Here is a 26069-nt window from a genome sequence, read left to right on the forward strand (position 1 = left end):
TAACTTGCGGTGGAATAGTTCCTGTTTGCGGCAGAATAGGGGCCAAACAGGAACTATTTCACCGCAACTGATGAGGGGGAGCTGGAGATGCTGACGATTGGGTGCCATCTTTCGACGACGAAGGGCTATCGGGCGATGGGGGAGACGGCGCTATCCATTGGCGCCAATACCTTTGCATTCTTTACGCGCAACCCGCGCGGCGGCAAGGCGAAAGATCTTGACATGGATGACGTGGCGGCCCTGCGCGAGCTTATGGAGCAAAACGACTTTGGCCCGCTCGTGGCTCATGCCCCGTATACCTATAACCCCTGCTCGGCCAAAGAGCGGGCGCGCGAGTTTGCCCTGGAGGCAATGGCCGAGGACTTGCGGCGCATGGAAGCGCTGCCCGGCAACTACTACAACCTCCACCCCGGCGCGCATGTGGGGCAGGGCTCCGACGCCGGCATTCAGATGATCGTCGACACCCTGTGCCAGGTGATGTTTGAGGGCCAGCAGACGACGGTACTGCTCGAGACCATGGCCGGCAAGGGCACCGAGGTGGGCCGCAGCTTTGAGGAGCTGGCGCGCATTATCGAGGGTGCTGCTGCCAGGCGTCCAGAGCTATCGGACAAGCTGGGCGTGTGTCTGGACACCTGCCATGTGAGCGATGCCGGCTACGACATCATCCATGATCTGGACGGCGTACTCGACGAGTTCGACCGCGTGGTGGGTATCGACCGCTTGCGTGCCGTACACATCAACGATTCGAAGAACCCCTGTGGCGCCCATAAGGACCGCCACGAATGCATCGGTAAAGGCTACCTGGGTAGTGAAGAGTTTGGCGGCGGTATGCAGGTTATGCAGAATATTGTATCGAATGGCCGCTTGCGCGCATTGCCATTCATTTTGGAGACACCGAACGAACTTGCAGGTTATGCGGCTGAAATCAAACTGTTAAGGTCATTGCAGCAGTAATGACTGTCATAAAGTGGAGTGTTCCATTCACGTTATGGGTTTGTTTCAATCAGTTTTCTAATTGCGGATTCTTCCAAACGGGCGCATAATATCCAACAGTTTTTGCAGACCTCTGAATCAAACGGGGTCACCGGAAGGAGACTGATTATGAAGCTGAAGAAGCTTGGCGCATTTGCCGCCACGGGCGCCATGGCACTCGCCCTCGCACTGACGGGCTGCGGCTCGTCCAACGCCACCTCTGGTTTTGATGCCGGTTCCAGCAGCTCTGACGACGCTAAGGTCGAGAAGGTCGACGGCTCCAAGGAGTACGCGCTCGTCAAGGACGGTACGCTGACCGTCGGCACCTCTGCCGAGTACGCTCCGTTTGAGTACAAGGATGACAACGGCGATTATCAGGGCTTTGACCTTGAGCTTATCAAGGCTATCGGCGACAAGCTGGGCCTGGATGTCGAGTACGTCAACAATGACTTTGACACGCTGGTTCCGGGTGTCGCTTCGGGCGCCAAATATGACGTTTCCATCGCGGCTATCACCGACACGCCCGAGCGTGAGAAGGAAGTCACTTTCTCCGATTCCTACTACATGGACGATCAGGCTATCGTGACCAAGGTCGATAACACCGACATCACGGCCGACAACTACAGCGAGAAGCTCAACAACGCCGACGCTACCATCATCGTCCAGTCTGGATCGACCGCCGAGGCCTTTGCTCAGGAAAACTTCCCCAAGGCTAAGATCGTTCCCTACAAGGACGCCACCGAGTGCTTCAGCGCCCTGCAGTCCGATAAGGGCGATGCCGTAGTCACCAACCGCTCCGTTGCCAGCCAGCTGACCGCCGAGCAGTTCAACACCTGCCAGACCATCAAGCAGGTCAGCACCGGCGAGGAGTACGCCATCGCCATCAACCAGGGCAACACCAAGCTCAAGGACGACATCAACCAGGCCATCAAGGACCTGACCGACGACGGTACCGTTGATGCCCTCATGGCTAAGTACAACATCAAGTAAATTAATGCTTGATTGCGCGCGGGCCCTTTCCGTTTTGCGGAGAGGGCCTTTGCGCCTCTCTTGACGGAGAGCGTTTCCGTCTCGTTTTGTCGGCAACTTCTACGATAGGAGCCACCTTGTCTCGACTGAACAAAGGGGCCACGGAGCAGCGTTTTTCACTGCCCGCCTTGCTCCAAAAGCTAGCCTGCGTCATGGCCGTGGCGCTCGCGCTGGTGTGCGCGGGGGCATATGCGCCCACGACCGCCCAGGCGCTTGAGACCGCAAAGATTACTGCCCGACCCAACACCGGTTCGGGCAGCGCTGTGGTCGGCGGCACCGAGACGCGCATTACCTGGGAAGTTCAGGCCGATGCCGACGAGGAGCTGAGCGGTCTTTCGCTGACGTTTGTCGACGGCACGACGTTTGGTACCGATGACACGCGATTGACGATGCTCTCGGGCGAGGACCTCATGGATCGTACGCCCATGAAGCCCACGTGCAAGGCTGACGGCCAGACGCTCAAGATCGACTTTGGCGAGACGGCGCCTGCCGGAGGCTTTTTCCGTGTCGAGGTTTACGGCGTGACGTTTCCCGTCGAGGGCGGCGATGAGGCCTTCAGCGGCGCCTATACGCTCGCCGACGGTTCGACCAAGAAGATTTCTAAGATTCCTTCCGTCGAGATTAAGGGCGTGACGGCATTCGATAACTTCCTGGCCGACCTTAAGGAGCAGCCGTGGGTCGAGGCATGGAATTCCAACATGTTCCTTCGCCTGTTCCTGAACCCGGTCATTTTGGTCCAGAGCCTGCCGATCGTCTTCAGAGGCTTCCTCATGTCGCTCTCGATCGTGCTCGTGGCGTTTCCGCTGGCAATTCCCTTTGGCTTTGCCTTGTCGCTCATGCGCATCTCCAAGTCGCGCATCCTGCGTTGCCTTGCCGGCATCTATGTGAATATCATCCGCGGTACGCCGGCGTTCCTGCAGATCTACATCGCGTTCTTTGGCCTGCCGCTGGCCGGCGTCAAGGTTGACGATTATGTGCTGGGCGTCATCGTCATGGCCATGAACTCGTCTGCGTACCTGTGTGAGATCTTCCGCGCCGGTATTCAGTCGATCCCCAAGGGCCAGAACGAGGCCGCGCGCTCGCTGGGCATGAACGCCTTCCAGACGCTGCTCTACGTGATGATTCCGCAGACGTTCCGCAATGTTCTGCCTACGCTGACCAGCGAGTTTATCCTGCTTTACAAGGATACGTCGCTGCTCGCGGCCGTGGGCGTGGTCGAGATCGTCATGAACGCCCGTACCATCGTGGCCACGACGGGTTCCATTACGCCGTATGTGGTTGCCGCGCTGTTCTACCTGGTCATCACCCTGCCGCTTGCTCGCTTGGTGAGCGGTCTTGAGGCGAGGCTTCTGGGGACGGCCGAAACCAAGAAGAAGCGTCCCGCCAAGAGCGCTGGACAGGTCGTCGCGACGCCCGCCGACCACATCGCCGGTCTGTAAGGAGGTCCTATCATGAGCGAAACCAATAACTCGAACGAGGTCGTCGTCAGCATCAAGAACCTCCAGAAGGCCTTCGGCGATAACGTGGTCCTGCGCGATATCGATCTGGATGTGCACAAGGGCGAGGTCGTCGTAGTCCTGGGTCCTTCGGGCTCGGGCAAGTCGACGATGCTTCGCTGCATCAATCGTCTGGAGCATCCCACGAGCGGCTCGATCGTCGTTGAGGGCGTGGACGTTTGCGCCAAGGGCGTCGACCTTAACAAGGTACGTACGCATCTGGGTATGGTGTTCCAGCAGTTCAATTTGTTCCCGCACCTGTCAGTCAAAAAGAACGTCATGCTCGCACAGCAAAAGGTACTCAAGCGCAGCAAGGAAGAGGCCGAGAAAATCGCTATCGAGGAGCTGACCAAGGTCGGTCTTGCCGAGCGCATCGACTTTATGCCGAGCCAGCTCTCGGGTGGCCAGCAGCAGCGCGTTGCCATCGCCCGCGCCCTGTCGATGAACCCTCACGTCATGCTCTTTGACGAGGCCACGTCGGCGCTCGACCCCGAGCTGGTTCGCGACGTTCTTGGCGTTATGCGCGACCTGGCACGTGACGGTATGACCATGATCGTGGTGACCCACGAGATGGGCTTTGCTCGCGACGTCGCCGATCGCGTCGTCTTTATGGACGGCGGCGTTATCGTGGAAGAGGGTACGCCGAGCGAGGTCTTCGACCACCCCAAGAGCGAGCGCACCAAGGCGTTTTTGGGCAACATCTCGTAGCCGCTTTATGTGACTGACATAACAGAAAACGGGAGCTGGATGTGATCCGGCTCCCGTTTTTGTTGGGACGCGAATGTGTTTTGGTGCAGATCGCGTTACAGGCGGAGCTCATTGCCGCTAGGCAAGCTCGGCGCCAAGGGCGCGGCAGGTAGCCTCAGACTCCTCGTCGGGCGCATCGTAGCAAATAACGGAATCGACGACGTTGACACCTGCCTCGTCGGCGTCTGCCTTCCAGTTGTCCATCCATTCGCCCTCGGCCCACGAGTAGGAACCAAAAAGGACGACCTTCTTATCGCCGAGGACTTCCTTGACTTCGTCCCACATCGGCTGGAACTCGTCGTACTCAAGCTCTTCGGAGCCCATGGCGGGGCAGCCGAAGGCGAAGGCGTCATAGTTGGCGACCTTGTCGGCGGAGAAGTCGGCGCAGGGGATGACCTCTGCCTCGGCGCCGGCACCGGTTGCGCCCTCGGCAACGAAGTTTGCCATGGCCTCGGTGTTGCCCGTGCCGCTCCAGTACACGACTGCGATCTTGCTCATATGTTTTCCTTTCGGTTGTGCGGCGTGCGGCCGCGTTTTGTATGCTCTATCGGGTTGCCTGGACAAGTTGTCCCAGGGTGCAGCCCTGTTGATAGATGTAGGTGAGGTATTGCGTGCATGCGCGATAGGAATCGAAGGTCGTGAGCGCCTGCTCAACGTTTGTGTATACCTTCCATGCGCCAAAGACCTTATAGTTTTCGCCGCGCTGGACGATAAACTGATGGACATCTTCGTAGGGATAGCCCAAAAAATAGCCAATTTCGTGGGGGAACTCGCACATGCACCCCGTATCGCAGTGCCTATTTCGCGCGAGTGCGCAGACGTTGCCGTCATAGGCGCTTTCTGCGGCATTGCTGCTTGCCAGCGTGATGCGCGCGGCGAGATGCACCAGGGACGCGGACAGGTTGTGGACATCGTAACCTTCGGCGGCAAGTGCCGTCGTAGCGCGGGGGTCGGAGAGGTATCGCATGAGGTCCGCAGGGCGGTACACATAGATGAGCGCTCCGCAGGGGCGCCAGACCAAAACGCTCATGTGGATCCCGAGTGGCTGGAGCTCGCGGTTGCATTGGGCTATGACGGCGAGCAGGCGAGAGCGTCGCTCTTCGATATGGGCGGCGCCGGATTTTCCGTTTTGGTTGGCGTAAACGCCGGGATAGGTAAAGAGCGAAGCCGGCTTGATACCTGCGAGCGTAGGGGAGCAGTTGCGCACGACAGCCGTTTGGTATGTTGGGATGTCAATGGTTCGAGTCACGGCGCTCCTTACGGATCTAAACTGTTAGCCTAGGAAAACTTATACACGAAAGTAAGCCCTGGTCAACTAAAAAGTAAGAAAAGGGAAACTAATTGATCGAACGGACATGGTTTTGGGTTAAGATGGGGACACCCCATGGGGGTATCTATATAGGGCTACTTGAAAGGGGAACGCATGAGTGACTTGCTCAACCCTGCGAATCTCATCGTGCTGGCCGTCATTGCCGTCGGCATGTTTTTTGGACTGCGTCGCATTGCCGCTTCGACACACGGGAAGAGTTGTTGCAGCGATGGTGCGAGCGGCAAGAAGGCCAAAAAGGTTGTTGTGACGGATACCGATGCGTCACACTATCCCTATAGCGATGAGCTGCTCATCGGCGGCATGAGCTGTGACGGCTGCGCTCAGAACGTAGCCAATGCCCTCAATGCGCTGGATGGCGTGTGGGCAACGGTGACGTATGCGGACCACACGGCACGCGTGCGCTCTAAGCGTCCGGTTGATCGCGGTGTCCTCGAGACGGCCGTGAAAGACGCGGGCTACTACGTCATGACGTTGTAAGCGCCGCCCTGGATGCGCTTCCTTGGCTAGGCTCGTCCGCGCAGTTCGATGTCTTGGATGTCGTCGAAGTCGATGGCGATATCCTTGAGCTTGAGCAGTTTGAAGGCGGGGAGCACTTCGTCAAGGATGCCCGTGCGAGCGCGATAGCCGTACGTGTCGTAATAGGTGACGCGGACCAGGTCGCCACGTTTGAGGCCCTCGAGCTTATGCGAAAGCTCGAGGGCTTTTTCTTCCGTGAGTTCGCATTTGGGCTCGACAGTGATTTCTTGCTTGCGTACGAGCTCGTAGTATCCCGTGAGGGCGGCAAAGGGCATAAACTGTGCGGCGCGGTTGGCGCGCACGGCACCGTTGGCGGTGAGTCTGGGGTCGGCGGCGCGGTGTCTTCCCTCGGGGTCCGCTAGGCGTTCAAAAGGTGTCGGTGGCCGCATCGGCTGCTGTTGGAGCTTAGGCACGATGTCCTCCTACCTGGTCGTTGCGTTCGCGTGCGGTGGCGCCGGCGGTAAAGCTCAGCCCCTTGACGAGCGCGTTTTTGCCGTATTTACCCTTTACGGCCAGGACGGCACGGGCCAGGTCGCGCTCGCGCTCATCGGCCTCGACGTCGCTAAACAGATCGATGGTGGCAAATTCTTCGGGTACCAGATTGCCAAATCCCAGGTTGATGCGCTTGACCGGTCGTTTGGGATCGACAGTCTGCGCCCAGAGCTCATCGAAATAGCCCATGATCTTCTTAAACGAATTGGTGCGCTCGGGCAGCTTGCGCGAGGCGTTGGAGTGCGCGAAGAGTGCGGCATAGCCACCGCGCGGTTTGCCGCCGTGTTCCCCCACAAAGATGCCGTCGATTGCCTGCGCCTCGCGCACCAAGCGGCGCCGTTCGTCATTGCGCTGGACGGGCTTGGGCGCACGGGGCGCGAGCTCGGGGCCGGCGGTTGCGGTGGGTTCGATACTCGACGTGCTCGAGCGTAGGTGTCCGCATCCGTCCACATATTGCGCTGTACCGCTGGCGTCGAGGCGGCGTATGTCGGCTCGTTCGCTCGCATAACCCACAAAGAGCGAGATGCTGTCGCAGACCACGTGCTTATCGACCAAGTCCAGTACGGCGTTGTCAACCATCTCGCGCAAGACGGTGTAGGCCTGCTCGTAGGCATAGCCCTTCGAGAGCACCTGTCCTGTGGTGGTTGAGGTTGCCTGCGGGCGATAGGCTTGGATATCGGCGATGGTTGTCGGCTCGCGCCCGAAGGCGTGGTCGATGAGATATTCGGCATTGACGCCGAGCTCATCGTAAAGCAGGTTTTCGTCGAGCGCGGCGACACCCATCAGGTCGTAGACGCCGTACTTTTCGAGCCGGGCTGCCACACCGGGGCCGATACCCCAGATGTCGGTGATGGGTCGATGCGGCCAGATCTCCTTGCGAAAGGTTTCGTTATCGAGTATGCCGATGCGGCTGGGTACGTGCTTTGCGGTAATATCGAGCGCTACTTTAGCCTGGAATAGGTTGGGGCCGATACCGACGGTGGCCGTGATGCCGGTGCGCGCGAGGACCTCGTCGCGCAACATGCAGGCGAACCCTTCGGCATCGGTGTGGTAGAGGTCTAGATAGGGCGTCACGTCGATAAAGCACTCGTCGATTGAATAGACGTGAATGTCTTGCGGGCTCACGTATTCCAGATAGATGCCGTAGATTTTCGCCGACACCTCCATGTAGTGCTGCATGCGCGGTATGGCCTTGATGCAGTCGATGCCGTCAGGAATCTCGAACAGACGGCAGCGGTTGTGTATCCCGAGGTCTTTCATGGCCTGCGTGATGGCGAGGCAGATGGTCGTGCGTCCGCGCGATTCATCGGCAACGACCAGGCACGTGGTGAGTGGGTCGAGCCCGCGGTCGACACACTCGACGCTGGCGTAAAACGTCTTAAGGTCGATGCAGATATAGGTATGCTGCTCGTGCCCCACGCGTCCTCCCATCAAACACATGTTCTTATCGAATACCTGTTCGATAATACCTGCTTGCGCGGACACCGTCAAAACCTGCCAGGAATGGACAGGTTTGTTTTGGTCGGTTATGAATTGGGTTTTAACGCAGCCCTAAAGAGCGCGAAACAGCTCGGAAAAGCTCCCTTCGTAGCATGAGCCTAACGATCGATACGGCCTACATGCACGGAAGGGTTGTGGGAATGATGGTCAACTATGGGTTTGGTATGCCGACGCGCCTTGTTGCGGATGGAGACGTGGCTCGCTGGTGCGGACGATTGGTTGCCCACTATGGCGGCACCAAGGCGCTGGTCGTGTTGGGCGGCGACAAGCATACGCGCGATGAACTTGTCTCGGCGGCACTTGGCTCGCTTGATCGAGCCCTACTCGAGCGTGTACTTTTCCGCTGCGGCTCGGTTGAGGGTGCCGGGGGAGACGAGCTGATCGACGAAGCCGTGGCCCTGGCGACCGACGAAGGCGTGGACTTTGTCCTGGCGATTGGCGATGCCGATACTGCCAGCTTTGCGCGCGAGCTCGCGCGTCGCATGGCGGCGCTCGATGCCGGCGAAGACGGCTTTGTCCCTTATGGATGCATTGTCTCGGAGGGCAAGGTGCCTGTCGTCGTGGGCGCCGGCGAGGTTCCCGTTTTTGCCATCATCGCGCCCGAGCTGCTGGAGGGCATCGGGTCTCCTCTGCGTGAGTTGCTCGGTAGCGTCTGCGCCGCGGCCTAATATTTGGCATAAAGGGATAGGTTATTTTTGATTGGTAAAGCGTTTGACCTGCCAAATTAAACCTGTCCCTTTTTGGTCGGTTGCCGTTTGGGGGCCGATTGGCAACGCTCGCTGATTATAGTCTTGACCTGCGCTAGAATAGTGGCATCTGAATGTCCGGGCGCATGGAGGCGTGCGCCCGTATGCTGAGGAGGACTCTATGGCAACTGTTGCCGCACCTATCGATGCTACGTCGACTGCCGCTTGGAAGGCGCTCGAGGCCCATCAGGAGAAGCTCGAGGCCGAGGGTATCGACCTCAAGGCCTGGTTCGCCGCCGATGCCGAGCGCGTGAACAAGCTGAGCTTTGACGCCGGTGACCTGCACTTCGACCTGTCCAAGAACCTGGTGACTGATGAGACCGTCAAGCTGCTGTGCGATCTTGCCCGCGAGGTGAAGCTCGAGGAGCGCCGCGACGCCATGTTCTCCGGCGAGCACATCAACACCACCGAGGACCGCGCCGTCCTGCACACCGCGCTGCGCCGCCCGGCAAGCGAGAAGGGCCAGCTCATCGTCGACGGCCAGGACGTCGTCGCCGACGTGCACGAGGTTCTCGACCGCATGTATGCCTTCGCCGAGCGCGTGCGCTCCGGTGAGTGGAAGGGTGTTACCGGCAAAAAGATCGAGCACCTGGTGTCCATCGGCATCGGCGGCTCCGATCTGGGCCCGGTCATGGCCTACGAGGCCCTGCGTCCCTACGCCGACGCCGGTATTGACTGCCGCTACATCTCCAACATCGACCCCAACGATCAGGCAGAGAAGCTCAAGGGCCTCGATCCCGAGACCACGCTCGTGATTATCGTCTCCAAGACTTTCACCACGCTCGAGACCCTCACCAACGCTCGTGAGGTCAAGACCTGGATGCTCGAGCAGCTCAAGGCTCAGGGTGCCATCGACGGCTCCGATGAGCAGAACGCCGAGGCCGTGGCCAAGCACTTTGTCGCCGTTTCCACCGCACTCGAGAAGGTCGAGGCCTTCGGCATCGACCCCGCCAACGCTTTTGGTTTCTGGAACTGGGTCGGCGGCCGCTACTCTGTCGACTCCGCCGTGGGCCTGTCGCTGATCGTCGTGCTCGGCCCCGAGCGCTTCCAGCAGTTCCTTGAGGGCTTCCACGCCATCGACGAGTACTTCTGCAACACCCCGCTCGAGAACAACGCCGTCGCGCTGATGGGCCTGCTCAACGTCTGGTACGTCAACTTCTTCGGTTCCAAGAGCCACGCCGTGCTGCCGTACTGCCAGTATCTGCACCGCTTCCCGGCCTACCTGCAACAGCTCACCATGGAGTCCAACGGCAAGCACGTCCGCTGGGACGGCAGCGCTGTGACCTCCGATACCGGTGAGATCTTCTGGGGCGAGCCCGGTACCAACGGTCAGCACGCCTTCTACCAGCTGCTGCACCAGGGCACCGTGGTGGTCCCGGCCGACTTTATCGCTTTCGCCAACACTGCCAACCCCGCAACCGACAGCGGCCAGGACGTCCACGAGCTGTTCCTGGGCAACTTCCTGGCCCAGACCAAGGCGCTCGCCTTTGGTAAGACGGCCGACGAGGTTCGTGCCGAGGGCACGCCCGAGCAGATCGTCCCGGCTCGCTGCTTTGAGGGCAACCGCCCGACGACCTCGATCTTTGGCGACACGCTGACCCCGTTCGCGCTCGGCGAGCTCATCGCCCTGTACGAGCACATCACGTTTGTCGAGGGTACGGTCTGGGGCATCGACTCCTACGACCAGTGGGGCGTTGAGCTGGGCAAGCAGCTTGCCAAGCAGATCACCCCTGCCTTCCACGACGACGCCGCCAAGGCCGAGCAGGACGCTTCGACCCAGGCGCTCATCGAGTTCTATCGCGCGCACCGTAAGTAGGATTCGCTGCGAAAACTAACGCATAGCCGACAAGGGCCCGTATCCGTTGGGATGCGGGCCCTTTGCTATCTGGATAGAATGGAATGTATCGGGAGGCGCCTCGACGGGCATCGCAATCGTCGAAGGCGCGCCGTTCATGTTTGGGACAATATGACATTTTTCCCGTTGCAAACAGCGCCGCCGTGGGTGTTCTGTATGATGGCTCAGACAAGGTTGCTCAATGACAGGGAGGCACATATGGCAATCAAAGCCATCGCAATGGATATCGACGGTACGCTCACCAACGACCAAAAGGTCATCAGCTCGCGTACGCGCGAGAAGCTGCTCGCGGCGCAGGAGTCGGGCATTAAGCTCATCTTGGCTTCGGGCCGTCCCGCATGGGGGCTGCACGCCTTGGCGCAGGAGCTCGACCTTCAAAACCATGACGGTCTGCTAGTTGCCTTTAATGGCGCGCACGTCGTCGATGCCCAGACCGACGAGGTGCTGTTCGATCAGGCTATGCCTGCCGACGAATTGCATCGCCTGATTGATCACCTGCGTAATTTTGACGTGATTCCTATGATTTCGCTTGGTCGCGATTTGCACGTCGAGGACTCGTACCATTGCATGATCACGCTGCCTGGCGGCTCGCAGAAGAATATCGTCAAGTATGAGCGCGACGCGTGCGATCTTAAGATTCGCGAGGTGGAGAGCCTGCATGAGGTCGCTGATGCTTATCCCGTGGACAAGCTGCTGACGGCGGGCGATCCGACCTACCTGCAGGCGCATCACGAGGAGATGTACGCACCCTTTACCCAGACGCTGTCGGGTATGTTTACGGCTGACTGGTATTTTGAATATACGGCGCCCGGTATCGACAAGGCCCGCGCGCTCGAGGGTGCCCTGCCCAAGCTCGGTATCGATGCCAGCGAGGTCGTCTCGTTTGGCGATGGCCAGAACGACAAGTCCATGATTGAGTGGGCGGGTACCGGTGTTGCCATGGGCAACGCCGTCGATGAGGTTAAGGCGGTAGCCCAGATGGTGACCGCCAATAACAACGAAGACGGTATTGCAGTGGCGCTGGATAAGCTGCTGGGCTAGAATCGCCGATAATGCATGGTTCGGGCGCCTGCTTACAGGCGCCCTTTTGTTAGGGAGGGTGCCGTGTCCGCATTTCCGTTCGACGCCGTTATCTTTGACATGGACGGTGTCATTGTCGATACCGAGTATTACTATCTGGGCGAGACTGCCGCGTTTGCCAAGGAGCTTGGGTTGAACCTGACCCAAGAGGAGTTGAACGGGCAGGTCGGTACCTCGCATCAGTTCTTTCTCCACATGCTGGTCGATTGGTTTGAGCGTGCCGGTAAGGGACATTTTACTGGCGAGGAGGCGTTGGCCCGTTGGGATGAGTGGGCGCATAAACGTCCGCGCGACTATCAGACTTTGATTAACCCAGGCGCCGTGGATACGATTCGAGAGCTGCCGCGCCGCGGCGTTCGCGTGGCGCTTGCTAGCTCGTCGCCCATGGATAGCATCGAGGAAGTACTCAATGCGTGCGGGCTGTCGGATGCCTTTGAGTATGTGGTGAGCGGCGAGCAGTTTAAGGAGAGCAAGCCCGAGCCCGACATCTACCTGCATGCGCTTGACCTACTGGGGCTGCCCGCGAATCGCTGCTGCTGCGTTGAGGATTCGGTGCCTGGCATCACCGCTGGCAAGCGAGCCGGCCTGACAGTTATTGCCAAGCGCGAGGAGCGCTTTGGCTTTAGCCAAGATGCCGCGGATAAGATTATCGATCAGCTGCCGGAGCTGCTCACGCTTTCTTAGGAGCGCGGTAGTTGCGCGTTTTTCGGGTCTGATGAGTAAATAGCCAACATTTTGGTGCGACACCTAGCATACTTTAAGCTAATGCGGGCTTAAGGGCTTGTTGAATGCCCTTAAGCCCGTTTTAGAATTAATTGTGCTGGGAGAGGGTATATGCCACCGACTGAAGGGCCGACTGACGGTAAAGCAGCGATACCGCTGTACCAACAGGTCATTGATATCATTAAAAACGAAATCAACTCCGGCGCCTACAAGGCAGGCGCGCGGATACCCAACGAATTCGAATTGGCTGAGAGCTATAAAGTTGGCCGCGTTACCGTGCGACGCGCTATTGAGGAGCTCGTCCAGCAGGGCTATCTAACGAAGCGACAGGGGAAAGGCACGTTTGTCAATGCCCCCAAGCTCAAGCGCAAGATTCGCCAGAAGGATGACGTTCAGAGTTTTTCGGACGCATGCCGCGTTAACGGAATGGAACCGGGGGCGTGTGTCATTTCGAGAAAGATACTGCCGGCGGATTCCACCGAAGCACAGTTCTTTGGTGTTCCCGTTGGAACTGACTTGATTTGCGTTGAGCGCGTGCGCACTGCCGATGGCGTCCCTGTCATGCTCGAGAACAACATATATGTTTACGAGGACAACGCCTATCTATCAACGGCACCTCTATCTAACCAATCCATTTTTGAGTTCGTGCGCAACCGGACGGGCCGCACGCCCGCGTTTACCGACCCGTGCACGCTCGAGATCGCCTGCGCGTCGCCCGAGGTCGCTCGACTGTTGGCAGTTCCCGTTGGCGAACCCTTGTTTTATATGGAAGCCTTCTTTTTCGATGAGCAGCGGCGGCCGTTTATCATCGGTCGTCAGCAAATCGTTGGGTCTCGCTACGTTTTTGACATCTAGGACATTGCGAATGGAAGCGCCCGGTGGATCATCTCACCGGGCGTTTCCATACCGTTCACGGCGCAAACGCAACCGTTCAACCGCGTTGCGGCAATCAGTTTGAAATTATCTTGATGAAGGAAAAAGCTGCTGGTAATCTATAGAACGTCATAGAACGTTTGCATTGTGCAAACGTTGAAGCGAGATGCGATGCAGTCTCGAGTTCTTTGGAGGTATCTATGTCAGATACGAAGGCGAAGAAGACAAACAGACGTTTTAAGTTCAAATTACCGCATGTCTATACGATCATGTTCTTGCTGATCGTTGTCTTTGCGGTCCTGACTTGGATCGTTCCCTCTGGTCAGTATCAGCGCAAGACGATTTCGACAGCGGCGGGCGAGCGTGAAGTCGCCGTTGCTGGAACCTATGAACAGGTCGATAAGAACTACACCGATTCCGAGACCGGTGAGACCATCAATCTGGGCCAGGATATCTTCGCGGTCCTGCAAGCGCCCACCAAGGGTATCCAAGAGGCTGCCGACGTCGTTGCGTTCGTCTTATTGATTGGCGGATCGTTCGCAATCATCACCAAGACCAACGCTTTGAATGCCGGCATGAGCCGTGTGATTAAAAAGCTTAAGAACAAGGACATCCTCATCATTCCCATCACGATGACGTTGCTGTCCATTTGCGGCACTACGTTTGGTATGTCTGAGGAAGCCCTGCCGTTCTATGCCATCTTCATTCCCATCATGATGGGTATCGGTTATGACTCGATGACGGCATTCATCATCTGCTTCCTTGGCCCTAACCTGGGATATTGTGCCTCGACCATCGACCCGTTTAATGTTTTGATCGCCCAAGGCATCATTGGCATCGAGGGCAATCCGCAACTGTGGCTGCGCGCCGTTTCTTGGGTCATCTTCACTGCCGTCGGTATCGCATGGGCCATGCGCTACGCCATGCGCGTCAAGAAAAACCCCGAGTCGTCCATTACGTATGAGGACGATAAGCTCAAGCGTATCGAGTTTTCCGTGACCGATGCCTCCATTGAGGAAGAGTTCACTATCCGTCAGAAGCTCGTGCTTATCGATTTTGCTTGCGGTATGGGCATTATCGTCTGGGGTCTTGTTACCCAGGGCTGGTACATGAATGAGATTTCCGCCGTGTTCCTTGGCATGGGCTTGCTTGCCGGTATCCTGGGCGGTCTTGACCAGCAGACGATCGCTGAGGAGTTCGTTAAGGGTCTCGCCGACTTTGCGTACGCTGCCATCGTTATTGGTATCGCTCGCGGTATTCTGGTCATCGCCGAGGGCGGCATGATCATCGACACCATCCTCCAGGCGCTCGCTACTGCGCTCGCCGGTGCACCCGCCGCCGTCTACACCACGTTTATGTATATCGTCCTTGGCCTGCTCTCTTTGCTGGTTCCCTCGAGTTCTGGCCTGGCGGCGCTCACCATGCCTGTTATGGGCCCCCTGACCGAGCTTATGGGCCTCAATCCCGAGGCAGCCGTTACCGCGCTCCAGTTTGCTAATCAGACCATCAACACCATCAGTCCCGTGGCGGGCATGACGGTCGCCGGCCTTGCCGTGGCTAAGATTTCGTTTGGCCAATGGTGGAAGACCATTTGGAAGTTCTTCATTTTCATGGTCGTCTTTGGCCTGATCGTAACGGCAATCTCTGGCATGCTTCCGATGTAGGTGGTTGTGATGTCTGATCGTTTGACGGTCCTGACGTCTAAGAGCGTCTTTACCGGTACGGGGGACCTGCCGTTTGAAGGTTTCGTAGCGGTCCGTGGCAATCGAATTGAGGCTGTTGGCACCAAGTGTGAGGTAGCTTCGTATTTGACCCAAGCGGACGAGGTGGTTGACCTGGGCGACCGCACCGTCATGCCTGGCCTGATCGATGTGCATACCTTCTATACGGGCTGGGCGCTGCGGACGTTGGGGTCTGATCTATCCGGCGTCGCCGATGCCAAAGAGGCCGTGTCGCTCTTGCGTGCATGGAAAGATGATCATCCGGATTGTGCGGCGGCTTTTGGCCACAACATGCCCGAAACGTTGGCATCGGATGCCGAGAACGCAAATACGGCAGCTGTGTTTGACGATTGTTTTGGCGATATCCCTGTCGTCTGCTTTACACCGGGTGCGGAGACCTGCGTTCTCAATGCTGCCGCCAGTGCGCGATACGGCTTTACACCCCAGGCGTGCTATGCCGAGAAGATCTGGCGCATGATGAGCGATTTCCTCGCGCTGCCCGAGGTGCGTGCCGGGTATTCGGACTACATGAGCATGCTTAACGAGCGCGGCGTTACCGCCATCAAGGAAATGGCGTTTGATGACTACTACGGCTTTGCCGACGAAATGGCTCGCCGTGAGGAATCTGGTGAGCTGACGGTTCGCGTCTCTATGATGTCGCAGCCGGTGGGCGCCGGTGCAAATCTGGCATATGCCCGCGAGGCGCGAGAGCGCTTCCGGGGACCGTTCGTTCGTTTTTCTGGCTTCAACCGTATGACCGATCGCGGCGTATGGGCGGGGCTTGCCGAGATGATAGACCCCTATGAGGACTCGGCCGATGCGGGCGCTGCCGGCAAGACGGTCGTCGAGGAGCCAGAGTGGGATCTGATTGAGAACGAGCTGCGTGCAATTGATGCTGACGGCTTCCGATATTCCTTGCATTGCCAGGGCGATGGCGCCGTTCGTCGCACCGTGGCGCTCTATGCCTCGCTGCCTCGAGACGAGCATGGACGGATGCTTCGTCGCCATGCGATTACCGATCTCGAGAACTCTGACCCGACCGATCTTGTCAAGTTTGGCAAGTTAGGTGGAATTTGCGAGGTCTATCCGCAGATTCTGACGCTGGACCGGCGCGAGGATTGCCTGTCGATGATGCGTCGACAAATTGGCGAGACGCGACTTTTCCACAGCTGGAATCGCCGCGGCATGGAAGATTCCGGATGCACAGTGTGCTGCGGCACGGATTTGCCGCTGTTGATTCCGAGCTTGGGCGAGTCAATCTACAGTGCGTGCGGCGGATACTTCGACGACGGACTGCCCGTGAATGAGGTCAACACGCTGACGCTTGTCGAGCTCTTGTGCGCTTGGACTGCCGGGGGCGCGTACGACCTGATGCGCGAAGACGAGCTGGGTACGCTTGAGGTTGGCAAGCTTGCCGATATCTGCGCGCTCGATCGGGATGTGTTCGACCTCGATTATCGCGACGCACGTGATCTTGCGGTTGACATGACGATGTCGGACGGACAAATCGTGTTCGATCGAAATAAGGAGGCATAAGATGCCTGAATCCAAACCGACGCTGCGCCGCGAGCAGATTGCGGGCATGAATATCCACTACATCATGTGGTCGCTCGATTACTTCCTTGATGTGCAGCAGCGCTTGGGCTTTGAGTCCATTGAGCTGTGGTGCGCGGAGCCGCATGTGACACTCGACCACACGGGCTACTTTGAGGCTGAGGTCCTGGCGAAAAAGGCTGCAGACCGTGGGCTTAGGTATCGTACTCTGTGCCCCGAGAATGTTGTCTATCCTTGGCAGTACTGCGCACGCAAACCGCTGCATGAGCAGCGCAGCCTGGCGTACTTTAAGCACGGCATTGAGCTTGCCGAGGTACTTGGGTGCGACCGTATGTCCGTCAACTCGGGCTGGGGCGACTGGGACGAGGACCGCGAGGAAGCCTGGAAGCGCAGCCGCGAGCACTTGTCCATTCTGGCGGAGTATGCCGGCGAACACGGTCTGGTGCTTACGATGGAAAGCCTGCGTCCCGAGGAGAGCAACCTTGTGACGACGGTTTCCGATGCGAGGCGCATGATTGACGAGGTCGCGAGCCCGTACTTACAGCCCATGGTTGATACAACCGCGATGGGCGTTGCAGGCGAGACGCTCGAGGACTGGTTTGCCGCCTTTGGTGATGGGGCAATTCACGAGATGCACTTTATCGACGGTGACCCGTATGGCCATCTGGTGTGGGGCGATGGCAAGCACGATATGGACGCCTTCGTCGCCACGCTCAACGCCCATGGTTTCGACGGCATGCTGGGCCAGGAAATCACGGACGGTCGTTACTACGATGATCCGGCGGCGGCAGATGCCAAGAACATGGCCGCATTCGAGAAATATCTGATTGACTAAAACAACTATCGGCCACGCAGCCAACGTCATTGATTGCGGCCAAACAAGAAAGGAACTGGATATGAACGCACACGATCTGATCAAAGAGGCAATTGCCGAGAAGGGCAAGTTCGACAGCGTCTACTGGATTGCTTGCGGTGGCTCCATGATCGATTTGATCCCGGCCCATGAGCTTTTGCAGCGCGAGGCAACCACCTTCACTTCGTATATCTATACGGCTCGCGAGTTCGATATCATGCGTCCGCGTCGTCTGGGCGAGAAGTCCCTGGTCATCGCTTGTAGCCACAGTGGCAACACCCCTGAGGTCGTCGAGGGCTGCGAGATTGCCCTTGCTGCCGGCGCTACGGTGATCGCCCAGACCGACAACGCTGGATCTAAGATCGACACCGGCAAATGGACCACGTGGGTCTACCCGTGGGGCGAGGGCGTGCCGCAGGCCGAGGTCCCCGCTGGCATTTCGCTGTCGCTTGCGGCAGAGCTGCTCGATCAGCAGGAGGGTTACGCCGATCTTGCCGATATGTATGCCGGTATCGCCGAGATGGATAAGATTCTTCCCCCGGCACGCGAGAAGGTAAATGCCGAGCTGGGCGATCGCTTTGCCAAGCTTTGCCAGGAGCACGAGTTCTTCTATATTCTGGGCAGCGGTCCCAACTTTAGCCAGACCTACGGTTTCGCTATCTGCTCTCTTATGGAGATGCAGTGGCAGCATTGCAGCTACATCCACTCTGCCGAGTACTTCCACGGCCCCTTCGAGGCTACTCAGGATGGCGTTTTTTACTTCCTGCAGATGGGCTCCAGCGAGTGCCGTGCTATGGACGAGCGCGCCCTGGCGTTCCTTAAGACGCATACCGATACGCTGATGGTGCTCGATGCCAAGGAGTACGGTATGGAAGCCGTGCCGGCGAGCGTTCGTGCCTATCTGGACCCGGTGCTGTTCTACGCCATGAACTGCGAGCTGCGTGCTGCACGCGGCAAGGTGTTTGATCACGATCCCGATTTCCGTCGCTATATGGGTGTTGTCGAGTACTAGAAGGGACAAAGGCCATGGCATTTAACGTTAACGCGCTCGGATTTGGCGACAACGTCGTCGATCGCTACGAGCATATCCACACCATGTATCCCGGCGGCAATGCGGTGAACTTCGCCGTTTATGCCAAGAAATGCGGTGCCGCACGCTCCGCATACATGGGCATTTTTGGCAATGATGCCGCTGCCGAGCATGTCATTGCAAGCCTCGAGGATGAGGGTATCGAGCTTGACAAGTGCGAGCAGATGATTGGCGAGAACGGAGCGGCTCGCGTGACCGTCGTTGACGGTGACCGTGTCTTCCTTGGCTCCAACGAGGGCGGTATCCGTGGCGATGCGCGCTATGTCCTCGATCGCTTTGACCTTGCGTACATGAAGCAGTTCGATGTGGTTCATTCGGGCAACTATTGCTTCACCGAGCGCGAGCTGCCCAAGTTGAAGGCTGCGGGCGTCACGGTCTCTTTTGACTTTTCGGACGACTCCACCGACGAGTACTACGAGCAGATTGCGCCCTACGTCGATTTCGCTTTCTTTAGTGCGGCGGATGCCGCGAGTGAGGACGAGATTCGCGAACGTCTGGCATGGGTGAAGGGCCTGGGTCCGCGTTTTGTGTCGGCTACGGCGGGCGCCGAGGGCTGCATTGCTTACGACGGCGAGCGCTATTACCGCCAGCTGGCTAAACCGGTAACGGACATGAAGGACACCATGGGGGCGGGCGACTCGTTCCTCACCTCGTTTTTGATGTGCTATCTCGATTCCGCCAAGCGTGGTGAGGATGGCGCCGAGGCCATCGAGCGCGCGCTCGAATTTGCTGCCGGGTTTGCCTCGACCGTGTGCGGCATGGAAGGTTCTTGGGGCCACGGAGCGCCGATCGCCGAATAGCCGAACGGTCACAGGGAGGCGCATTGGCGCCTCCCTGTGACTCGGTGGTCAAAAAATGCCAAATATGAGTACTGTGACTAATTTAGTCGCAGCATAATTGACCCCTTCAGACGTGATTTAAGCGTTTGGAGGGGTTTAAACTTGCGAAAATGTAGGAGGAATGACTGTAAAAGTGTTAGTTAATGGACAATCGTAGATCATTCTGGTGATCGGAAAGCTCAAAGTAATGTATCCGTTTCGGTAACAGTACTCATATTTGACATTTTTTGACCACAGGGGTTAGCGAAGGCTAAAAACAGAGTGCGCATTTGCTAAAACCGCCGACTCGATGCGCTTTGCGTCACAGTTTTTGAGTGAGGCAATGCGCATCGAGGTCCTTGCGAGCGATCTGATGAGCGACTGCGCGCTTGTTTCTGTGTTTGCCTCCGCCGGCGCATCGGTTTCGAGCAGTAAACGATCGAGTGGAATCTGTCGTGCGTATTCGCGTCCTCGTTTAGACGCGAGCATACGTTCGTTGACGGAAAAATAGCAGCCCGCATTACGCGCGCGGACGAGTTCGTCCGAAGTACCGCTAAACCAGTGGAAGATGATAACGGGGGAGTCGGGGTTTGGGATGAGTAGTCCATGCGATTCGAGGACGTCCAGTACGGCTCCTGCCGAACGAACGGCGTGAATTGATATCACGCGCCCGGTAAGAGGATGCTGCACGAGCGCATCGCAGAGCCGGTTAAGTGCCTGTATTTGTAGCGGCTCACTTCCAGCAAAGCGCGCGGAAAAGTCGAGTCCGACTTCGCCGATGTAGCGTTCTTGGGCAGCAACTTCGCAAAGCAGATTGACTTCGACAAAACCGCAGTGGCCATCGGCGAGCCACCAGGGGTGAAGCCCAACGCCGGCGATGATGCCTGGTTGGCGACAGGCGCGCTCGTTTGCGGCCGAAAAGTCGCGCGGATTGACGCCGCAGTCAAATAGACCCAAACCCAGCGCCGTCGCCTCATCGGCAACGGCGTCCGGGTGAGCCATTAAATCAAGATGGCAGTGTGCATCAAATAACCGGGGCTCCATCTCGGTGCGCTCCGCTAGTCCAGACGTTGGCCATCGGAGCGTACGCGCTCAGTGCCGCGGCCGCTGATCTGGCGGATAACCTCGCCGGCAATCATCTGGCCCATGATGGGCGGCATAAAGCTGGCGGTTCCCAGCTCGGTGCGCTCGTGGATGTTGGAAGGGTCGCGGGGCTGTGTCTTAACCGATTCCTCGCAGCTAAACAGTACATGCAGGCTCTTGATTCCGCGCTTCTTGCATTCTTTGCGCATGATGCGGCTCATGGGGTCACGTACCGTATCGAAAATGTCGGCAAAGCGGAGGCACTCGGGATGGAGCTTGTTGGCCCCGCCCATGGAGCTAACCAAACGAATGTCGTGGTCCTGAGCATATTTGGCAATGGTGAGCTTGGCCGAGATGGTGTCGATGGCGTCGACGACGTAGTCGAGCTTGCCGTCCGTCTGCTCCAAAACGCTCGCGAAGAAATCATCGATGTTGTCGCTCAGCAGGTATTCGGTGCGCTTGATGACGGTAGCGGTAGGGTTGATGTCGTGAATCATAGCCTCCATGACGTCGACTTTGCGCTTGCCGGCGGTGCTGTGAAAGGCGATGGCCTGGCGATTGATATTGCTGGGCGCGATGATGTCCTTATCCAGAACGACGAAATGACCGATGCCGCCGCGGGCGAGTGCCTCGCAGCAGTTGGAGCCCACGCCTCCGCAGCCGAGCACCAGCACCGTAGCATCGGCGAGCTTATCGAGTGCCTCGCGGCCCATGATAATCTCGAGCTTGGTGTCGCGTGTCTCGATGGGAGTTGCGGCTGTGGTTTCGGTCATAAATATCCTCCGATGGGGAAGCAGGTCGTGTTTTAGCTATCGCCATTATAGGTAATCGCCCATAGGTTGCGATGGCGTTTGCTTTGATGTGGTTTGAAGCATTGCGATTAAATAGTTAGACAAACATCTAAATATTGAGTATAGTGTGCACGTCATGAGAGATGATGAGAGGAGGTCTTATGCCGGGAGAGGGTTTTAAGGCGCTGGCCGATCCTACGCGGCGACGTATTTTGGAACTGCTGCGCGAGGGCAGTTGCACGGCCGGGGAACTTGCCGAGCATTTTGACATTAGCAAGCCGTCGCTCAGCCATCATTTGGCGACGCTCAAAAACGCCGGGTTGGTGACCGACGAACGCCATGGTCAAAACATCGTATACAGCTTAAACACCACCGTCATGCAGGACTTGATCGGCTGGTTTATGGGCTTTACAGACACCGAAGGAGATAAGGATGAATAACGAAAACAAGGGCATTCACGCCACGGGGGTATCGCCACGCGTGTGGATTGCGCTGATCGCTCTGTGCATCGCCAACGTCGCAGCGCACCTTATGGTGATGCCGAGCCTGCCGGCGCAGATTCCCACGCACTGGGGAGCGAGCGGCGCCGTTAACGGTTGGGGTCCCAGCTGGATGGCATCGGCGCTCGGCGCGTTGCCGCTGGTGCTTCTCGCGATGTTCTACATCGTGCCACGCATCGACCCTAAGGGCGAGGCGTATCGAACCTCGGGCAAGTTCTATCAGGGCTTCGTAATCGCCTTCACCTTGTTCATGTGCGCCATAAGCTGGCTGGGAGAGCTTACGGTCTGGGGCGTGGTGCCGGCGGTCGGTTCGGTCAACGTGCTGACTTCCGGTGCTGTCGGTTTGCTGCTCATCGGCGTAGGCAACTACTTGCCGCGCGTAAAGCAGAACTACACGCTTGGCATCAAGACGCCCTGGGCGCTTGCTGATCCCGAGAACTGGCGCCGTACGCAGCGTTTTGGCGGCGCCTGCTTTATGGTGCTGGGTGTTGGTGTGATTGTGATGGGCGTGGCGGGTAGCGTGCTTTCGAGTGAAGTCGTCGCCGCGGTGATTGCGGTTCTGGCGTTTGGTTCGGGCGGAGCTGCCTACGTCTACTCGTATCTTTTGTGGCGTAAATCGCAGCGGGCCGTTCGCTAAGGTTGCGGAAAACTAGCGTACGCAGTTCATAGCATGTTCTGGGGGACTTTTCCCAGGTAGTATTAGGGGGTGTGGGCAACCACGCCCCTTTTTTGTTACGTTTCAGAGCTGGTTTTCTCATTTCGTTTCCACTAAAGCGAAACAAGAATAGGGAAACAGCAGGTAGAAAGGATAAAACAGGCAAATGGCAGAGTTTATCTACCAGATGTATCAGGCTCGCAAGGCCCATGGCGACAAGGTGATCCTTGACGACGTGACCCTGAGCTTCTACCCCGGTGCCAAGATCGGCGTTGTGGGCCCCAACGGTATGGGCAAGTCGACCCTGCTCAAGATCATGGCCGGTATCGAGGAGGTCTCCAACGGCGATGCCAGGCTCACTCCCGGCTACACCGTGGGCATCCTGCAACAGGAGCCGCCGCTCGACGACGACAAGACCGTCATCGAGAACGTGCGCATGGCGTTTGGCGATATGATCGCCAAGGTCGATCGCTTCAATAAGATCGGCGAGGAGATGTGCGACCCGGACTGCGACATGGACGCCCTCATGGCCGAGATGGGCAAGCTCCAGGACGAGATCGACGCCGCCGACGGCTGGGATATCGATTCCAAGCTCGGTCAGGCCATGGACGCCCTGCAGCTGCCCGATTCCGACATGCCGGTTAACGTTCTCTCTGGCGGCGAGCGCCGTCGCGTGGCCCTGTGCAAGCTGCTGCTCGAGGCTCCCGACCTGCTGCTGCTTGACGAGCCTACCAACCACCTGGACGCCGAGTCGATCCTGTGGCTCGAGCACTTCCTGCATAACTATCAGGGCGCGGTGCTTGCCGTCACGCACGATCGCTACTTCTTGGATAACGTTGCCGAGTGGATCTGCGAGGTCGACCGCGGTCACCTCTATCCCTACAAGGGCAACTACTCCACGTATCTGGAGACCAAGGCCGCGCGTATCGAGGCACAGGGCAACCGCGACGCCAAGCTCGCCAAGCGCATGGAGGCCGAGCTCGAGTGGGTGCGCAGCTCGCCCAAGGCCCGTCAGGCCAAGAACAAGGCCCGTCTGGCTCGCTACGAGGAGATGGAGGCCGAGGCCCGCGCAAGCCAGAAACTTGACTGGACCGATATCCGCATCCCTGTGGGCCCGCGTCTGGGCAACAAGGTGCTCGAGGCCCATCACCTGCACAAGGAGTTCGATGGCCGCGTGCTCATCGATGACCTTTCGTTCACCCTGCCGCGCAACGGCATCGTGGGCGTCATCGGCCCCAACGGCGTGGGCAAGACTACGCTCTTCAAGACCATCGTGGGTCTGGAGCCGCTGACTTCGGGCGAGCTCGAGGTGGGCGAGACCGTCAAGATCTCCTATGTCGATCAGAACCGTTCCGGCATCGACCCCGACAAGAACCTGTGGGAGGTCGTCTCGGACGGTCTGGATCACATGATGGTCGGCGAGACCGAGGTTCCGAGCCGCGCGTACGTGGCGAGCTTTGGCTTTAAGGGCCAGGACCAGCAGAAGCGCGCCGGCGTACTTTCCGGTGGCGAGCGCAACCGTCTGAACTTGGCACTTACGCTCAAGCAGGGCGGCAACCTGCTGCTCCTCGACGAGCCCACGAACGACCTCGACGTCGAGACGCTGTCCTCGCTCGAAGCGGCGCTGCTCGAGTTCCCGGGCTGCTCGGTGGTCATTAGCCACGACCGTATGTTCCTGGACCGCGTCGCCACGCACATTCTGGCGTGGGAGGGCACCGACGAGAATCCGGGCAACTGGTATTGGTTCGAGGGCAACTTTGAGGCCTATCAAGCCAACCGTATCGAGCGCCTGGGCGAGGACGCAGCCCAGCCGCATCGTATCCACCGCAAGCTGACGCGCGACTAGTAGCAAGTAGAAAGGCCGCCACCAAGGGCGGCCTTTCTTGTAGCGATTGCACTGCAGCTATGCCCTGGCTGCTGGTTTGATTCATAATCAAAGTCATCTCTTTGGGATTAAAGCCCGTTTTTGCTATGAGTGATTTTCTAATTCCGTTTAAAACGTAAAGACGCATTGGGTTGCAAGGACATAAGCAAATCGAATTGAAATATAACCAGTGCTGTAACGTTAAAAAAAGATTATAGAATAGGAGTACCTTATAAGTCGCTTCTCTAGAAAGAAGAACATATGCTTTCGCGTCGTCGTTTTCTGCAACTTGTCGCGTCTTCAATTGTCGCCTTAGCCGCACGTCCGAAAGAGGTTTTTGCTTCGACGGGCAATATTGATGGTGAGCAGATACAATTTACTTCTGAAATTGCGCAAGAGCTTGCCGATAAATATATAAAGGGACTCCTCGGCTATTCGTATACGCCTTCTGACCCTATTCCTTTTGTAGATGTTGATGGGTCCCCGCTTGGTTACATTGTTCCGGTTGTGACATCCAATAGAGCCGCGGGCTATTTGGTTTTAGATGCTTCAGATGATGAAATACTTACGGGATATCGTTTTGGAGATGGCTTAGTCAGCCCTATGGATCGGGGAGGAGATCTTGGTGTCGAGTCTTATTCGTTCAATAACCCAGTCGTAATGATCAATCCATTCGAATTCGGCGTGCAATCTTTGGACGGTTCAATAACAACAAATTGCGGAAGAACAATCCCGGCTGTTTCCATAGAAGGACGGCCTGTCGTTTTATCGAATAAACCTTCAAGCTGGAACGATGTTGTAATTTACGCAACTCAAATGCAGGATTACACAGTATCTGGATTTCGTTCCATTTCTCAGTTTATGTCATATGATGAAAGCGAGATTAAGAGGCTTACCGCCCACTATGCTTGTATGGTGACAGCTTTTTCGAACGTTGCGGAACTGTATGGCATTGCCAATTTATATAGCGACCCTTCGCAATATATGCAGATATGGAATTACACCAATACCCATGCTCTTTCCGATGAAGAACAGACTGTTCCCGGCGTTGTTTTGGGTGGAACGCCGATATCAACCTGTGCAACGGGGTTTACAAATTACTGCGCAAGCAGAGGAAGTACTCTTATCGCCCGCACTGTCTCCTCTCCGGCTATCGCGAGCATTCAAAATGAGATTAACTCTAATAGACCGAATGTTTTACATGCGAGTTTGTACAACGGATCAGCCCATTCTGTAACAGCGGAGGCTTACGCCACACTTACTGGTAAGAAAACTGGAGAGACAAGGCAGATGATTGGCATAGCGGACGGCTGGAATTCATCTTTATCCTTCCTGAAGTATGATCAGAGCTATTATGCGTGGACTTATGGAACGACTTTTTCGAAGTAGGGCGATTCGTCTAGCTCTGTCTTTGGTGCTGATGGCTTCATTGGTGGGCTGTTCAACAAAGGAAGAGATATCGCGCGGAGGTTCCGGAGAAGTGACTGCGACAGACTCAGGTTCATTAGAAATAGCTGGCGGGCATGCCGATGTGATGTTACAAGGAAAAGGCGTGCTTAGGTCGATTGATGCTGAAGACGCTGTCTGCTCAATAGAGGATTTGAAGACAGGTGAAACTGCATCGTACCGAGTTTCAGATAATGCTGCGAATATGATTGAGTCGATACCGACTGGAGCGCAGGTTTCTTTTAGATACTTTGCTCCGCAACTTGAGGATGAGCTCGCTTCTCTGGTGTCTATATGCGCCGATGACAACTAAAAGGCCTGAATTCAAACGGCCT

At 57.4% G+C, this 26069-nt stretch carries 26 protein-coding genes; 20 read left to right on the forward strand and 6 right to left on the reverse strand.

Annotation, left to right across the window (positions count from 1 at the left end):
• Positions 1–87 precede the first annotated feature (87 nt).
• The 4 genes from PMW67_RS06285 (at position 88) to PMW67_RS06300 (ending at position 4205) form a co-directional block, all read left to right on the forward strand.
• A complete protein-coding gene (locus tag PMW67_RS06285) occupies positions 88–954 on the forward strand; it encodes a deoxyribonuclease IV (protein ID WP_271739144.1) in 867 nt (288 codons plus the stop codon).
• A gap of 147 nt (positions 955–1101) precedes the next feature.
• A complete protein-coding gene (locus PMW67_RS06290; protein WP_117716549.1) occupies positions 1102–1962 on the forward strand; it encodes an ABC transporter substrate-binding protein in 861 nt (286 codons plus the stop codon).
• Positions 1963–2078: 116 nt separating this feature from the next.
• On the forward strand, positions 2079–3440 hold the full coding sequence (locus PMW67_RS06295) for an amino acid ABC transporter permease (RefSeq protein WP_271739147.1): 1362 nt from the start codon (positions 2079–2081) through the stop codon (positions 3438–3440).
• Between the two features lie 12 nt (positions 3441–3452).
• Positions 3453–4205 (forward strand): amino acid ABC transporter ATP-binding protein, encoded by a 753-nt coding sequence (locus tag PMW67_RS06300; RefSeq protein WP_117629740.1) that lies wholly within the window; start codon positions 3453–3455, stop codon positions 4203–4205.
• A gap of 117 nt (positions 4206–4322) precedes the next feature.
• Here PMW67_RS06300 and PMW67_RS06305 read toward each other — a convergent pair whose 3' ends face one another.
• A complete protein-coding gene (locus PMW67_RS06305) occupies positions 4323–4742 on the reverse strand; it encodes a flavodoxin (RefSeq protein WP_271739149.1) in 420 nt (139 codons plus the stop codon).
• A 46-nt stretch (positions 4743–4788) separates the two neighbouring features.
• Positions 4789–5493: a DUF3793 family protein gene (locus PMW67_RS06310; protein ID WP_117716551.1), complete on the reverse strand. Its 705-nt coding sequence runs from the start codon at positions 5491–5493 to the stop codon at positions 4789–4791.
• A gap of 174 nt (positions 5494–5667) precedes the next feature.
• Here PMW67_RS06310 and PMW67_RS06315 point away from each other — a divergent pair, with 174 nt between their 5' ends.
• Positions 5668–6051 carry a heavy-metal-associated domain-containing protein gene (locus PMW67_RS06315; RefSeq protein ID WP_117716552.1) on the forward strand — a complete coding sequence of 128 codons (384 nt, stop codon included), beginning with the start codon at positions 5668–5670 and terminating at the stop codon, positions 6049–6051.
• Between the two features lie 26 nt (positions 6052–6077).
• On the opposite strand, the gene PMW67_RS06320 is transcribed toward PMW67_RS06315, so the two are convergent.
• Both PMW67_RS06320 and PMW67_RS06325 read right to left on the reverse strand, forming a co-directional pair.
• Complete coding sequence (locus tag PMW67_RS06320; RefSeq protein ID WP_271739151.1) at positions 6078–6503, reverse strand: hypothetical protein; 426 nt, start codon at positions 6501–6503, stop codon at positions 6078–6080.
• Positions 6496–8022 carry a Y-family DNA polymerase gene (locus tag PMW67_RS06325; protein ID WP_416378094.1) on the reverse strand — a complete coding sequence of 509 codons (1527 nt, stop codon included), beginning with the start codon at positions 8020–8022 and terminating at the stop codon, positions 6496–6498. The genes PMW67_RS06320 and PMW67_RS06325 overlap by 8 nt, the downstream gene beginning before the upstream one ends.
• A gap of 200 nt (positions 8023–8222) precedes the next feature.
• On the opposite strand from PMW67_RS06325, the gene PMW67_RS06330 reads away from it, so the two are divergent.
• The 10 genes from PMW67_RS06330 to PMW67_RS06375 all read left to right on the forward strand — a co-directional run bounded on the left by PMW67_RS06330 (position 8223) and on the right by PMW67_RS06375 (position 19377).
• Positions 8223–8750, forward strand: a complete 528-nt coding sequence (locus PMW67_RS06330; protein WP_161194847.1) for an iron-containing alcohol dehydrogenase — start codon at positions 8223–8225, stop codon at positions 8748–8750.
• A 199-nt stretch (positions 8751–8949) separates the two neighbouring features.
• Complete coding sequence (gene pgi / locus PMW67_RS06335) at positions 8950–10644, forward strand: glucose-6-phosphate isomerase (RefSeq protein ID WP_117564424.1); 1695 nt, start codon at positions 8950–8952, stop codon at positions 10642–10644.
• 237 nt (positions 10645–10881) lie between these two features.
• Positions 10882–11724: a Cof-type HAD-IIB family hydrolase gene (locus PMW67_RS06340; RefSeq protein WP_271739154.1), complete on the forward strand. Its 843-nt coding sequence runs from the start codon at positions 10882–10884 to the stop codon at positions 11722–11724.
• A gap of 63 nt (positions 11725–11787) precedes the next feature.
• Positions 11788–12447 carry an HAD family hydrolase gene (locus tag PMW67_RS06345; RefSeq protein WP_334204046.1) on the forward strand — a complete coding sequence of 220 codons (660 nt, stop codon included), beginning with the start codon at positions 11788–11790 and terminating at the stop codon, positions 12445–12447.
• Between the two features lie 150 nt (positions 12448–12597).
• A complete protein-coding gene (locus PMW67_RS06350) occupies positions 12598–13341 on the forward strand; it encodes a GntR family transcriptional regulator (protein ID WP_271739156.1) in 744 nt (247 codons plus the stop codon).
• A gap of 218 nt (positions 13342–13559) precedes the next feature.
• Positions 13560–15023, forward strand: a complete 1464-nt coding sequence (locus PMW67_RS06355) for a YfcC family protein (RefSeq protein WP_117629750.1) — start codon at positions 13560–13562, stop codon at positions 15021–15023.
• A gap of 9 nt (positions 15024–15032) precedes the next feature.
• Positions 15033–16616, forward strand: a complete 1584-nt coding sequence (locus PMW67_RS06360; protein ID WP_271739158.1) for an amidohydrolase — start codon at positions 15033–15035, stop codon at positions 16614–16616.
• A 1-nt stretch (position 16617) separates the two neighbouring features.
• Positions 16618–17469, forward strand: a complete 852-nt coding sequence (locus PMW67_RS06365) for a sugar phosphate isomerase/epimerase family protein (RefSeq protein WP_271739159.1) — start codon at positions 16618–16620, stop codon at positions 17467–17469.
• Positions 17470–17530: 61 nt separating this feature from the next.
• Positions 17531–18499 (forward strand): SIS domain-containing protein, encoded by a 969-nt coding sequence (locus PMW67_RS06370; protein WP_117800382.1) that lies wholly within the window; start codon positions 17531–17533, stop codon positions 18497–18499.
• A 14-nt stretch (positions 18500–18513) separates the two neighbouring features.
• On the forward strand, positions 18514–19377 hold the full coding sequence (locus PMW67_RS06375; RefSeq protein WP_271739160.1) for a PfkB family carbohydrate kinase: 864 nt from the start codon (positions 18514–18516) through the stop codon (positions 19375–19377).
• A gap of 279 nt (positions 19378–19656) precedes the next feature.
• On the opposite strand, the gene PMW67_RS06380 is transcribed toward PMW67_RS06375, so the two are convergent.
• Together PMW67_RS06380 and PMW67_RS06385 are read right to left on the reverse strand one after the other, a co-directional pair.
• Positions 19657–20439 carry a TatD family hydrolase gene (locus tag PMW67_RS06380; protein ID WP_271739162.1) on the reverse strand — a complete coding sequence of 261 codons (783 nt, stop codon included), beginning with the start codon at positions 20437–20439 and terminating at the stop codon, positions 19657–19659.
• 14 nt (positions 20440–20453) lie between these two features.
• Positions 20454–21251 (reverse strand): tRNA threonylcarbamoyladenosine dehydratase, encoded by a 798-nt coding sequence (locus PMW67_RS06385; protein ID WP_271739163.1) that lies wholly within the window; start codon positions 21249–21251, stop codon positions 20454–20456.
• Positions 21252–21430: 179 nt separating this feature from the next.
• On the opposite strand from PMW67_RS06385, the gene PMW67_RS06390 reads away from it, so the two are divergent.
• The 5 genes from PMW67_RS06390 to PMW67_RS06410 all read left to right on the forward strand — a co-directional run bounded on the left by PMW67_RS06390 (position 21431) and on the right by PMW67_RS06410 (position 26047).
• A complete protein-coding gene (locus PMW67_RS06390) occupies positions 21431–21709 on the forward strand; it encodes an autorepressor SdpR family transcription factor (RefSeq protein ID WP_271739165.1) in 279 nt (92 codons plus the stop codon).
• Complete coding sequence (locus PMW67_RS06395; protein ID WP_271739167.1) at positions 21702–22406, forward strand: SdpI family protein; 705 nt, start codon at positions 21702–21704, stop codon at positions 22404–22406. The genes PMW67_RS06390 and PMW67_RS06395 overlap by 8 nt, the downstream gene beginning before the upstream one ends.
• A gap of 184 nt (positions 22407–22590) precedes the next feature.
• Positions 22591–24270, forward strand: a complete 1680-nt coding sequence (ettA, locus tag PMW67_RS06400) for an energy-dependent translational throttle protein EttA (RefSeq protein ID WP_055251458.1) — start codon at positions 22591–22593, stop codon at positions 24268–24270.
• 279 nt (positions 24271–24549) lie between these two features.
• Positions 24550–25677 carry a hypothetical protein gene (locus PMW67_RS06405; protein ID WP_148345610.1) on the forward strand — a complete coding sequence of 376 codons (1128 nt, stop codon included), beginning with the start codon at positions 24550–24552 and terminating at the stop codon, positions 25675–25677.
• Positions 25655–26047, forward strand: coding sequence for a hypothetical protein (locus PMW67_RS06410; RefSeq protein WP_147327748.1), 393 nt, complete (start codon positions 25655–25657; stop codon positions 26045–26047). Before PMW67_RS06405 ends, PMW67_RS06410 begins: the two co-directional genes overlap by 23 nt.
• The last annotated feature ends 22 nt before the right edge of the window (positions 26048–26069 follow it).

It is taken from the genome of Collinsella aerofaciens (assembly GCF_028209395.1).
In the GTDB taxonomy this organism is placed as follows: Bacteria; Actinomycetota; Coriobacteriia; order Coriobacteriales; family Coriobacteriaceae; genus Collinsella; species Collinsella aerofaciens_AZ.